The following is a 12002-nucleotide window of genomic DNA, read 5'->3' as shown; positions in this document are numbered from 1 at the left end:
AATTGATGACAAAGTCCCAGGCCATGGGCTCGTGGCCCTGCAGGTCGCGGTGCACCACCACACATTTCACGCCATTGAGCGTGGTGGGAATGCACCAGGGCGAGTAGCTCAGATGGCTGCCCGGGCGCGCTCCGCCGGGGCGGAAACTGCTCATCACCCCGGCCAGCCGCTCGGCCCAGTCGCTGGGGCGAAAGGTTTTCCCGTCGTGGGTGATGCCCTGAATGAAGACTTCTTTGGAGGAGGGGGAAACCATCGGGGATTGGAGTGGTAATGAGGGTGACAGACACAGGATCACTGCATGCTGCACCGCAGCGCGACATTCTAACTCTTATATAAGAGCTAACTCCCTAATCCTTATGCCGCGCTACACATAGAAGCCAAACCCAGGCAAGGCGCGGCATTGCAGTAATGCGCAATCATCAACAGACGATCACCGGGCTCCCCCTAGAATCGTGCTTCGCTTTTTCGGGTTCATACCGGCCACAAGCCGACCCATCACCGCACCGTCAGGAGATTTCTGCATGACCGCTACCACCCCGGCAGCCTCGCCCCACGTGATGAACACCTATGGCCGTGTGCCGATTGCACTGGCCCGTGGACAAGGCTGCCGAGTCTGGGATGTGAACGGCAAGGAGTACCTGGACGGCCTAGGCGGCATTGCGGTGAACACGCTGGGCCACAACCACGCCAAGCTGGTGCCCGCATTGCAGGACCAGATCACCAAGCTGATCCACACCTCCAACTACTACCACGTGCCTCTGCAAGAGCAGCTGGCCGCCAAGCTGGTGGAGCTGTCGGGCATGACCAATGTGTTCTTCTGCAACTCGGGCCTCGAAGCCAATGAGGCGGCCCTGAAGATCGCGCGCAAGTTCGGTGTGGACAAAGGCATCGCCAAGCCCGAGATCGTTGTGTACGAAAAAGCCTTCCACGGCCGCTCCATCGCCACCATGTCGGCCACGGGCAATCCCAAGATCCACAACGGTTTCGGCCCGCTGGTCGAAGGGTTTGTGCGCGTGCCCATGAACGACATCGACGCCATCAAAAAGGCGACCGAAGGGAACCCCAACGTGGTGGCAGTGTTCTTTGAAACCATTCAGGGCGAAGGCGGCATCAACGGCATGCGCATTGAGTACCTGCAGCAGCTGCGCACGCTGTGCGACGAGCGCGGCTGGCTCATGATGATCGACGAAGTGCAGTGCGGCATGGGCCGCACCGGCAAGTGGTTTGCCCACCAGTGGGCGGGCATCGTGCCGGATGTGATGCCCCTGGCCAAAGGCCTGGGTTCTGGCGTGCCGGTGGGCGCTGTGGTGGCGGGCCCCAAGGCCGCCAACGTGCTGCAGCCGGGCAACCATGGCACCACGTTTGGCGGCAACCCGCTGGCCATGCGGGCCGGGGTCGAGACCATCCGCATCATGGAGGAAGACGGCCTGCTGCAAAACGCTGCCACAGTAGGCGATCACCTGCGCGCGGCCCTGCAGCGCGAACTGGGCAGCCTGCCCGGTGTGAAGGAAATCCGCGGCCAGGGCCTGATGCTGGGCATCGAGCTGAACAAGCCCTGCGGCGCGCTGATTGGCCGTGCGGCCGAAGCGGGCCTGCTGCTTTCCGTCACGGCCGACAGCGTGATACGTTTGGTTCCCCCGCTGATCCTGACCCCCGCCGAAGCCGACGAAATCGTCGCCAAACTGACCCCGCTGGTCAAAGCCATCCTGGCCGAGTGATCGGCAGGCACTGAGACACAAGCCCATGAAACATTACCTGCAGTTCAGCGACCTCAACGCCGACGAATACAGCTACCTGTTCGAGCGTGCAGCGCTCATCAAGAAGAAGTTCAAGGCCTACGAAAAGCACCACCCGCTGGTCGACCGCACGCTGGCCATGATCTTCGAGAAGGCCAGCACCCGCACCCGCGTGAGCTTTGAAGCCGGCATGTACCAGCTGGGCGGCAGCGTGGTGCACCTGACCACGGGCGACAGCCAGCTGGGCCGCGCCGAGCCCATTGAAGACAGCGCCAAGGTCATCAGCCGCATGGTGGACCTGGTGATGATCCGCACTTACGAGCAGACCAAGATCGAAGACTTTGCCGCCAATTCGCGCGTGCCTGTCATCAACGGCCTGACCAACGAATACCACCCCTGCCAGATCCTGGCGGACATCTTCACCTTCATCGAGCACCGTGGTTCCATCCAAGGCAAGACCGTAGCGTGGGTGGGCGACGGCAACAACATGGCCAACACCTGGCTGCAGGCCGCAGCGCTGCTGGGCTTCAAGGTACACGTCAGCACGCCCCGTGGCTATGAAATTGATGAGAAATTGGCCGCTGGCACAGGTGGGATAAGCGCTGATAGCTATCAATTTTTTAGCGACCCGCTCGAAGCCTGCCAAGGCGCCGACCTGGTCACTACCGACGTGTGGACCAGCATGGGCTACGAGGCAGAAAACGAAGAGCGCAAGAAGGCGTTTGCCGACTGGTGTGTGGACGCAGAAATGATGGCGGCCGCCAAACCCGATGCGCTGTTCATGCATTGCCTGCCTGCGCACCGTGGCGAGGAGGTCGAGGCCGACGTGATCGACGGGCCGCAATCAGTGGTGTGGGATGAAGCCGAGAACCGGATGCATGTGCAGAAGGCGCTCATGGAATATCTGCTGCTTGGCAAGGTAGCCTGAGCCCCAAAGCCCCATCCATGCCTTGGCGCCGCCAGCCTGCCCATAGCGCCGAACTGCTGGCGCATTGGCAAACATTGGGCCAAGCGCTGGGCATGGATACACCAGCCTGGCGCAAAGAAGGGCGGCGCCTGGTGCTCAGCTGGGCTCGCTGGCCACGCGCGTACCACGACACCACCCACCTCTGGGCGTGCCTGCGGCATGGGAAAATGGTGCAGGATCAGCAACCGGGTGCGCTCGACAACCCTCACGCTGTGGCTCTGGCCCTGTGGTACCACGACGCCATCTACTGGCCGTGGAGCAAGCACAACGAAGAGCGCAGCGCTGACTGGGCCAGCCGCTTTCTGCTCAGCCAAGGCCTGCCCGCCGCGCTGGCGCAGACCGTGCACCAGCACATTCTGGATACACGCCACACCCCTGGTCCGCTCGCGGGCGATGCGCAATGGGTGGTCGATATCGACCTGGCCATCCTCGGCCAGAATGTTGCGGTGTACCGCCAGTTCGAGCGCAACGTGCGGCGTGAATATTTTTTTGTGCGCTGGCCGCGCTATGTTGCCGGGCGCAGCGCGGTGCTCCAGGGGTTTCTCGACCGGCCTCGCATTTACTGCACGGACCTGTTTTACCAACGGTATGAAGCGCAGGCGCGCGCGAACCTGAGCCGTGCACTGGAGGCGCTTAGCGAGGGTCGACTCTACGGCCCAGAAACAAAGTAAGGCGTTGGCTCAGAAACGCGGGTTCGGCGCTTCATCAATCGCAGGGTTGAAAACGTCGGCATTCCTCCACCACGTGTATGGAGGTCAGCAAGTTCTCGCCCTCCACAGACCGGGCCGTGAACTTGACCCAGGCGCCTTCTGGGATTCCAGCCAGCAACGCCCGATCCACCGCCACGAACGTCAGCGTGGAAAACGGTATCTTGGAACGCGGCAGCAGCTTTAAACGGACCAGCAGGCGGCCATCTGCCTCCTTCTGCACCGACACCAGGCGGGCCCGCGTGTAAACGGGTTCCACAGTGGAGGCGCCCGGGTCACCCTGCGTTGCCGGAGCAGACGGTGCAGCAAAAGCACTTGCTGCCATGACGCTGCACAGCGACGCCGCCACCGCAAGCACCGCGAGCCGGTCAGAAACTCCTGCTGCCCAATTTCCTGTTTTCATGCCGACCTTTCTCGTACTGTTGGCGACCTGAGGGCGCAGACGGATGCATCACCGCCACCCTGGCCCACGTTCAAAACTGCGTCCCCACCGTCAGGTACGCGCGTGGCGTCCACTGCATGCTGCTGCGGCTGACCAGCGGCACCGCGCCCGATGCATCGACACGATCTCGGCGGAAATGCGCATCGCCCACGTTGTACACGCCCAGGCGCCAATACCCCAGGCCGCGCACCAGCTGCCCCAGGTAAAAGTCCAGCATGGCGCTCGCGCGGTTCTGGCCCGTGAGCGTGGCGTTGATGTCCTGGTCGGCGCGCCCTGTCATGGTCAACGTGGCGCCGCCATACAAGCCGCCGCTGCGCGGCATGGGCTTGGCAGCGGTCAGCGTGGCCACGTAGCGCGCCTGCCCGGGGATGCGCCGCCCTTCGTTGGGCCCGCTGGTCATGCGCGACTGCAAGAGGCTGGCGTTGGCCGACAGCGTCCAGTCACGCCCCAGGCCCAGCCATGCGAGCCCCGTGCGGGCATCGGCTTCCAGGCCCCAGACCAGCGCGTCGCCCACGTTCGCACGCTGCTCTACCCATCGCGATCCGTTCAATTGCAGCGTGGGCGCCAGCACATCGCTCATCTGCCGCACAAACAGGTTCAGGCCTGCGTGGCCGTTGGTCAGGCGCCGCTCAAAACCAGTGTCCAGCGTCCAGGCCACCTGCGGGCTCAGGTTGGGGTTGCCGATGGTGTCGGGGTTGCCCAGGCTGTTGCTGCCCTGGCTGGGGATGACCCGGTCCACCAGGTCCCACACACGCGGCAGCTGGGTGACGCGGGCGAGGTTCACACGCCACTGCAGGTCGTCGGACAGCGGCGTGCGGGTGTGCAGCGATGGCTGGAGGATGTTCCATTGCTTACTGCCCTCCACTGCAGAGCTTCCGCCGTTCAATTCAACACGCTCGCCGCGCAGCCCCAGCGTGAGCGTGGTGCTAGCGGGCAGCTCCCATTCGTTCTGTCCCCAGACCACCCACCGGCGGATGCCGGCGTCCAGACCCGAATTCACCGGCAGGGCGCCGCTCGCGGTGGTGCTCACAAAGAGCTTGCGGTCTTCCAACTGCGCCCCGGCGCTCCACAGCAGCGCATCGGCCGTGCCGGTCAACTTGCTGCTGAGGCTCCACACGTCCTCGCGACGGTCGTCCACAAAGCTGTAGCTGTCCGTGACGACGGCACCACCAGTGCCGATGTTGCGCAGCAGGTCGCCTCTGCGGTCCACGGTGTCGCTGGCGCGGCTGGCGGCCAGAGTGGTTTCGAGCTTGCTGACAGCAAAGCCGTGCGTCCAGTCGGCGGCTGCTTGCAGGTAACGCCGGTCGTATTGGTGCGACTCCTGCGAATTCAGGGCGTACGTGCCATCGCCACTGCCCACGCTGTCGGCTGTGCCGCCAAAGTCAGCCTTGCTGAGCGTTGCCCGCAGCGTCACCTGATCTGCCGCACCCAGCTTCCCGCTGATGCGCGGCACCAGCGCGTAGTCGGTGCGCTTGTAGCGGGCGCTGGTGTCTGACTGCGCCACTTCAGCCCCGGCACGTTCCGTGCTGCGGTGCGTGTCAGACCCCAGAAGCAGGCCTGTCGCAGACGCTGCGACGAAGTACGACCAGGGCTGGCTGGCCTCGGCTTCACGTGGCTCGTGGGCGCCCTTGGGCGTTGCCCCCAGCGGGCCGGTGCGCGAGAAGAACGCCTGCCCCGCATTGCGCCCCCACACGTGGTTGTCGGTCAGGCGCAGCGTGGTTTCGCGCTTCACGGTGGCCTGGCGCAAAACGATGTTGAGCGTGCCGCCCGTGGCGCCCGAGAACTCTGCGCTGGGTGCGCGCACCACCTCGATGCGTTCGATCAGCTCGGGTGGCAGCTGGTCAATGGGCAACTGGGTGCGCTTGCCGCCCACGCGCTGACCGTCGATGAGCAACTGCGTGGCTCCGCGCTCCATGCCGCGCATGCGGATCTCCACGCTGCCGTCGGCAGAAGGCGTCAACTGCACGCCCGGCAGCTGGCGCAGAACATCGGCCACCGAGAACGCGCCCATCTGCTCGATGTCACTGCGGTCCACCACCACTAGCGAACCGGCTGCAAAAAACCGTTGCTCCAACGACCTGCGTGCCGTGACCGTGACCGTGACGCCATCGAGTTGCGGCGTGGCGCCGCCGGTTCCCTCTGGCATGCCCTGCGCCCAGGCTGCACTCCCTGCCGCGGACGCCACGCACGCCGCCCAGATGGCGACGCGATGGCACTTGTGTGTTGTTTGTTTCATAGACACCCCTCTCTGCGGCAGATTGTCCGAGGACAAGGCTTAATGGCAGCCTAAGACACGTGCCTTTTGCCCCCAGCCGTGGAGAATCTGCAGCGTCCAAGCGACAGTCATATCCAGGCACCAACAAGGCCCGCTCAAACCTCCAGCGGCTTGCGGTAAATCGTGTTGCGCTTGACCACCTGAAAGCCGCAGTCCGCGTACACGCGATTCGCGCCCGTCAGGTTCTCGCCATCCACTGCCAGTGCCGACTCGGCCATCCCTTCGTCGGCCAACAGGCGCAGGCTGCGGGCGATCAAAGCTCTTGCCAAACCGCGCCTGCGCCACTTGCGGCCCACGCTGATGAACTCGGTGTAACCACGGTTCCTGGACAGATGACGGTTTTCGTCCTCGTTGATATACGTGCGGACCTGGCCCGCCACTTCATCGCCGTCCCATGCCACCTGCCAGCGCGCGGGCTGAAAAATATGGCTCTCCAGCCAGGTGTCGTAGTCGCGTGGCAACGGCGGCGCCATCCCCCAATGGTCCTCAAACGCGGTGTGGTGCGCGTCCCAGATGGCGCGGTAGTGCTCAGGCAGCGCGGGCCGCAGCTCCAAGCCCGCGGGCAAGGCAAAGGCAGGCGCATCGTGCAGCCGCGTGTGCAGCATTTCAAAGAAGTATCGCATCGGCGAATAGCCTGCGGCCTGCAGCAGTCTGACCCGCGCTTCTTCGCCTTGCTGCACATAGGCATGGTGCACGTGCGGGCCGCCCGGGTGTTGCGCTGCCACGGTGTGGTTCCGCTGCTCGATCCAGCCCTGCAGCGCACGGCCGATGCCACGCTCGCGCCAATGCCCGGGCACAAAACCGATTTGTGCGTGCAGCGTTAACCCGTCGGCCTGCGTAAACCGCCAGCAACGGCCATAGGCGACCAGCTCGCCGTCCAGTTCGGCCATCACTGCGTCCTGGTACGGGTCGCATTGAGTGAAGGCCGCGTAATCGCGCGCCAGGTCTTCGGGCGTGCGCCGCGCGATCACCCCATCGGCATCAAAGCTGGCATTGGCCACCTCGGCCATGGCCGGGAAGTCCGATGGGCCGCGAAACGGCCGCAGCACCAGCCCTGAAGCGGCCGATAAATTCATCACCGATTGGTCATCACCCACAAGGGCATTCTCCCCAGTTCAATTCATTCATTCATTCGTTCTTCTTCTCGCTCAAACGGCCGTGAGCAAGCCACGTTGCGCTGCGCCCGCTGCCATTGTGCAAAGTGCTGCCTTAACGCCAGCCAAAGACGCCGCGTCAAGCCACGCACAGCTGCCACCGCACCCGCCACAATCGCACCCCATGCACATCCTGCTCATCGAAGACGACCTGGATCTGGGCCGCGCGCTGCAGTCTGCGCTGAAGGTCGAAGGCCTGACCAGCGAATGGCTGCGCCGCGCGGTGGACGCGCCCGCCACCGTGGACGCCACCACCGTGGACTGCGTGCTGCTGGACCTGACCCTGCCCGACGGCAGTGGCTTTGACCTGCTCGCGCGCTGGCGCAACCAGGGCGGCCAAAGCGGGCAGGTGCCCATCATCGTGATCACAGCGCGCTCTGCGGTGGAAGACCGGCTGGCCGGGCTGGATGGTGGTGCGGACGACTTTGTGATCAAGCCTTTTGCCACGGCAGAGCTGATGTCGCGCATCCGCGCTGTGCTGCGCCGCAGTGCGCGCCAGGCCAGCGAGCGCTGGGTGCTGGGCGAGCTGGTGATCGAGCCGCGGCGCCATGCGGCGCAACGCGGGGGCGCGGCGCTCGATCTGTCTCCACGCGAGTTTCAGCTGCTGCTGGAGTTGGCGCGCGAGCCGGGCGTGGTGGTATCCAAGAGCGTGCTGTCGCAGCGGCTCGACCCACTGGGCGAGCCGGTTGACTTTGGCGCCATCGAAGTGCATGTATCCAACCTGCGGCGCAAGATTGGGGCGGAGTTGATTCGCACGGTGCGGGGTGTCGGGTATTTGCTGCAGCCATGACACCCCCCATCTCCATTCCACGCCATTTGCGCACCGCCTGGACAAAGCTTGCCGAGCCCACGCTGGTGCGTCGCAGTGTGATATCTGTCATGGGAGCCTTCATCCTGGTATGGGTGGTCCTGCTCGGCTACAACTACGTCAACTACAAGCAGGCCATCACCTATGACCCGGGCCTGCAAAAGTATGGCGACGCAGTGCTGGACTCGCTGGCCAGCCTCACCGATCCATCGCAAGCTTCCGTCGCCCTGGCCTCGACCGACCACTGGACCAACATCCGCCGTCGACAGGTCGGCCTGCAGCCCGGGACCTTGCTGCATGAGCTGAAAGACGCCGCCACCGGCCAGCCGGTATTCACATCGCCCGGCCTGCAGCCATTGACCCCGCCGCCCGCCACGCCCGAGGCAGTGGGCGTAATCACGGAGGCCCGCCTGGGCGGAACCGCATACCGCATCTACACGGGGCACAACGCACGCTGGGCCCTACGGGTGATCGAGCCCAAACGTACAGATTCCAACTTCCTGCAGTACAACGGACGCGCGCTGGTGCCCTACCTGATGCTGGCGGCTCCCTTCGTTCTGCTGCCCGTTTGGCTGTCGGTGCGCAACGGACTGCGACCTTTACAACAACTGGCGCACCGCATCGCCCACCGCACCACTGACGACCTGCAACCCGTCGGCTTCAATGCCCGCCACCGCGAACTCAAGCCGCTGGAACAATCGCTCGACACCCTGCTGGCCCGAATGCGGCAAAAAGTCGAGCGCGAACGCGCGTTTGTGCAGGACGCCGCCCACGAGATACGCACACCGCTGGCCGTGATCACCGCGCAAGCGCATGTCATGGCGCGCTCGCAGAGCGAAGACGAGCGCACGCAGGCGCAGGCGCACCTGGAGCAGGCCATCGCCCGCACCTCGCACCTGGCGCAGCAGCTGCTGGACCTGGCCGCGCTCGATGAAGCGCAGCGCCCCGCACCACGCGACCTGGACGTGGCGCAGTGGCTGCGCGCCGCGCTGGCGCAGGCCGCGCCGCAAGCCATGGCGCAGCAGATCGAGTTGTCGCTGGACGCGCCCGACACCCTGCCCGCTCGGCTGGACCTGCCCGCGTTCGAATCCATCGTGCACAACCTCATCGACAACGCAGTGCGCTACACCACGGCTGGCGACAACGTGGCGCTGGGCCTGCGGCACGATGGCGCCTTGCTGCACCTTGTTGTGCAGGACGATGGGCCGGGCATTCCGGTCACCGAGCGCAGCCGGGTGTTCGAGCGCTTTTACCGGGGCGTTGGGCATGCGGCCAATGGGTCGGGCCTGGGCTTGGCCATCGTGCAGCAGGCCGTGCGGCGCATGGGCGGGCAGGTGCAAGTGGGCGACGGAATCAACGGCAAGGGCGTGGGATTTTTCGTTAGCATTCCCGTGCTCCGTAGCGCCTGAGTCCAACCAGGCGAACCACTCATCACTTCGCCCGCCATGCCCGACGCCGTCCACCCTTGCCTGACCTGTGGCGCCTGCTGCGCCAGTTTTCGTGTGGACTTTGCGGTGGAAGAAATGCAGGAGATGGGCGGCACCGTGCCGGGCGGTCTGGCTGGGGAAGTGACCGCCACCACCTGCCGCATGCGGGGCACCGACCACGTGCCTGCACGCTGCGCAGCGCTCACCGGCAAGATCGGCGAGAAAGCGGCCTGTGGCATTTACGAATGGCGGCCGTCGCCCTGCCGCGAGTTCGAGGCGGGGGACGATGCGTGTCACCGGGCGCGCCTACGGCACGGGTTGCCACCGCTGGCCGAAGGTCTCATCTTCTGATCAGCAAGCTCAGACATTCAGAGGTCGTTTAGACCTCAACAAAAAACCCCGAAGCTGTTGGAAATAACCGACACCACGGGTTTTCCGGGACATGCAAACTTTGTCCCATGCCAGCAAGCCACCCTTCCAACGCCCGCCCGCTCTGGGACATCTCGCCGCCCGTGCACGCGAGCAGCCCCGTGTTTCCGGGTGACACAGCTTACAGCCAGCAGTGGTGCGCCACCATCGGCCCGGGTTGCCCGGTCAACGTGAGTGCCATCACGCTGTCGCCCCATGTGGGCGCGCATGCCGACGCACCGCTGCACTACGACGAAAGCGGCGCCACCATCGGTGATGTGTCGCTCGACGCCTTCCTCGGCACCTGCCGCGTGATCCACGCCATCGGCTGCGGCCCGCTGATCGCCTGGGATCACATTGCCCACGCAGTCGATGGCGCCCTGCCCGCCCGCGTGCTGGTGCGCACCTACGCCCAAGCCCCCGAGCAATGGGACGGCGAGCTCACTGCCTATGCCCCCGACACCATCGAACGCCTGGCCGACCGGGGCGTGTTGCTGGTGGGCATCGACACCGCCAGCATCGATCCGGCCGACAGCAAGACGCTGGACAGCCATCAGGTGATCCGCCGCCGCGGCCTGCGCGTGCTGGAGAACCTGGTGCTCGACGATGTGCCCGAGGGTGACTACGAGCTGATCGCCCTGCCGCTCAAGCTGACCACCGCCGATGCATCGCCGGTCCGAGCCGTGCTGCGCGCGCTCTGACAACAAAATTTTCAAGCCTTTTTAGTCTCTAGCGCTTATCCCATAAGCACTAGCAGCTATCAAAACAGAAGTAACCAACCTCAACCGCCATGACGACCACTCTTGAAAACTGCCGCGCACTCGATGCGCAAGACCCGCTCGCCCCGCTGCGTGCGCATTTCAGCCTGCCTGCGGGCGTGATCTACCTCGACGGAAATTCGCTGGGCGTGTTGCCCAAGGCCGCCGCTGCGCGCGTGGCCGACGTGGTGGCGCGCGAATGGGGCACGGACCTCATCAAATCCTGGAACACCGCGAGCTGGTTTGACCTGCCCCAGCGCCTGGGCAACCAGCTGGCCCCGCTGATAGGCGCGGGCCAGGACGAAGTGGTGTGCACCGACAGCACGTCTATCAACCTCTACAAAGTGCTGAGCGCCGCGCTGAACATCGCCCGCGAAGACAGCCCGGCCCGCAAGCGCATCGTGAGCGAGCGCAGCAACTTCCCCACCGACCTCTACATTGCCGAAGGCCTGTGCAAAGAGCGTGGGCTGGAGCTGGTGTTGGTAGAGCCTGAAGAGATCACCGCCGCGCTGACCAGCGACGTGGCGGTGCTGATGCTGACGCATGTGAACTACCGCACCGGCGCCATGCACGACATGGCTGCCATCACCGCAGCCGCACATGCCCAGGGCATCTTGTGCGTGTGGGATCTGGCGCACAGTGCGGGCGCGGTGCCTGTGGACTTGAACGGTTCGGGCGCGGATTTTTCGATTGGCTGTGGCTACAAGTACCTCAACGGCGGCCCCGGCGCACCGGCCTTTGTGTGGGTGCACCCGCGCCATGCCAACCGCTTCTGGCAACCGCTGTCTGGCTGGTGGGGCCACGCCGCACCTTTTGCATTTACACCAGACTACAAACCTGCCCCGGGCATCACGCGCTACCTGTGTGGCACACAGCCCATCATCAGCCTGTCGGCATTGCAGTGCGGGCTGGATGTGTTCACGGCCGCCGAAGCACTGGGCGGCATGGCCGCACTGCGCACCAAGTCGTTGGCGCTCACGGATCTATTCATAAAACTTGTGGAAGAGCGCTGCGCAAGCTACGGACTGGGGCTGGCCACACCGCGTGAACATGCCCAGCGCGGCTCGCAAGTCTGTTTGACGCGTGACGAAGGCGCTGGCGTCAACGGCCAGGGCAGCGGCGCCTACGCCATCGTGCAGGCACTGATTGCGCGCGGGGTGATTGGCGACTTCCGCAAGGGTGATGGGGGCAAGGGTCCGCACAAGGACATCCTGCGCTTTGGCTTCACGCCGCTGTACCTGGGCTTTGAGGATGTGTGGAATGCCGTGGAGCACTTGCGCCAGGTGCTGGAGAGTGGCGAGTGGAAGAAGGCCGAGTTCA

Annotated in this window: 12 protein-coding genes; 8 read left to right on the top strand and 4 right to left on the bottom strand. The window is 64.7% G+C overall.

Annotation, left to right across the window (positions count from 1 at the left end; translation table 11 throughout):
• The coding region (locus ACK4OE_RS23330; protein ID WP_409888581.1) for a DUF3579 domain-containing protein at window positions 1-253 on the bottom strand (253 nt) is incomplete at its 3' end.
• Window positions 254-521: 268 nt separating this feature from the next.
• On the opposite strand from ACK4OE_RS23330, the gene ACK4OE_RS23325 reads away from it, so the two are divergent.
• The 3 genes from ACK4OE_RS23325 to ACK4OE_RS23315 are packed head-to-tail and all read left to right on the top strand — an operon-like array spanning window position 522 to window position 3374.
• Window positions 522-1718: an aspartate aminotransferase family protein gene (locus ACK4OE_RS23325; RefSeq protein WP_409888579.1), complete on the top strand. Its 1197-nt coding sequence runs from the start codon at window positions 522-524 to the stop codon at window positions 1716-1718.
• A gap of 25 nt (window positions 1719-1743) precedes the next feature.
• Window positions 1744-2664 (top strand): ornithine carbamoyltransferase, encoded by a 921-nt coding sequence (gene argF / locus ACK4OE_RS23320; protein ID WP_409888577.1) that lies wholly within the window; start codon window positions 1744-1746, stop codon window positions 2662-2664.
• A gap of 17 nt (window positions 2665-2681) precedes the next feature.
• Window positions 2682-3374 carry a hypothetical protein gene (locus ACK4OE_RS23315; RefSeq protein ID WP_409888575.1) on the top strand — a complete coding sequence of 231 codons (693 nt, stop codon included), beginning with the start codon at window positions 2682-2684 and terminating at the stop codon, window positions 3372-3374.
• Window positions 3375-3408: 34 nt separating this feature from the next.
• On the opposite strand, the gene ACK4OE_RS23310 is transcribed toward ACK4OE_RS23315, so the two are convergent.
• From ACK4OE_RS23310 to ACK4OE_RS23300, 3 genes are all read right to left on the bottom strand, one after another.
• Complete coding sequence (locus tag ACK4OE_RS23310; RefSeq protein WP_409888573.1) at window positions 3409-3813, bottom strand: hypothetical protein; 405 nt, start codon at window positions 3811-3813, stop codon at window positions 3409-3411.
• A 70-nt stretch (window positions 3814-3883) separates the two neighbouring features.
• Entirely contained in the window at window positions 3884-6088 is a 2205-nt protein-coding gene (locus tag ACK4OE_RS23305; protein WP_409888571.1) for a TonB-dependent receptor plug domain-containing protein, read from the bottom strand.
• A 134-nt stretch (window positions 6089-6222) separates the two neighbouring features.
• Window positions 6223-7203 carry an N-acetyltransferase family protein gene (locus ACK4OE_RS23300; RefSeq protein ID WP_409888569.1) on the bottom strand — a complete coding sequence of 327 codons (981 nt, stop codon included), beginning with the start codon at window positions 7201-7203 and terminating at the stop codon, window positions 6223-6225.
• A 202-nt stretch (window positions 7204-7405) separates the two neighbouring features.
• Here ACK4OE_RS23300 and ACK4OE_RS23295 point away from each other — a divergent pair, with 202 nt between their 5' ends.
• The 5 genes from ACK4OE_RS23295 to kynU all read left to right on the top strand — a co-directional run.
• Window positions 7406-8071, top strand: coding sequence for a response regulator transcription factor (locus ACK4OE_RS23295; protein ID WP_409888567.1), 666 nt, complete (start codon window positions 7406-7408; stop codon window positions 8069-8071).
• Window positions 8068-9498 carry a sensor histidine kinase gene (locus tag ACK4OE_RS23290; protein ID WP_409888565.1) on the top strand — a complete coding sequence of 477 codons (1431 nt, stop codon included), beginning with the start codon at window positions 8068-8070 and terminating at the stop codon, window positions 9496-9498. Before ACK4OE_RS23295 ends, ACK4OE_RS23290 begins: the two co-directional genes overlap by 4 nt.
• A gap of 36 nt (window positions 9499-9534) precedes the next feature.
• On the top strand, window positions 9535-9867 hold the full coding sequence (locus ACK4OE_RS23285) for a YkgJ family cysteine cluster protein (RefSeq protein WP_409888563.1): 333 nt from the start codon (window positions 9535-9537) through the stop codon (window positions 9865-9867).
• 107 nt (window positions 9868-9974) lie between these two features.
• Window positions 9975-10625 carry an arylformamidase gene (gene kynB / locus ACK4OE_RS23280; RefSeq protein WP_409888561.1) on the top strand — a complete coding sequence of 217 codons (651 nt, stop codon included), beginning with the start codon at window positions 9975-9977 and terminating at the stop codon, window positions 10623-10625.
• Window positions 10626-10714: 89 nt separating this feature from the next.
• Window positions 10715-12002, top strand: a 1288-nt coding sequence (gene kynU / locus ACK4OE_RS23275; RefSeq protein WP_409888559.1) for a kynureninase, incomplete at its 3' end; no start/stop codon positions are given.

Origin of the sequence: Acidovorax sp., assembly GCF_046314175.1 — a bacterium.
GTDB lineage: Bacteria > Pseudomonadota > Gammaproteobacteria > Burkholderiales > Burkholderiaceae_C > Acidovorax.
The sequence above is the reverse complement of the archived record's forward strand: the minus strand, read 5'-3'. Positions and strand labels throughout refer to the sequence as shown.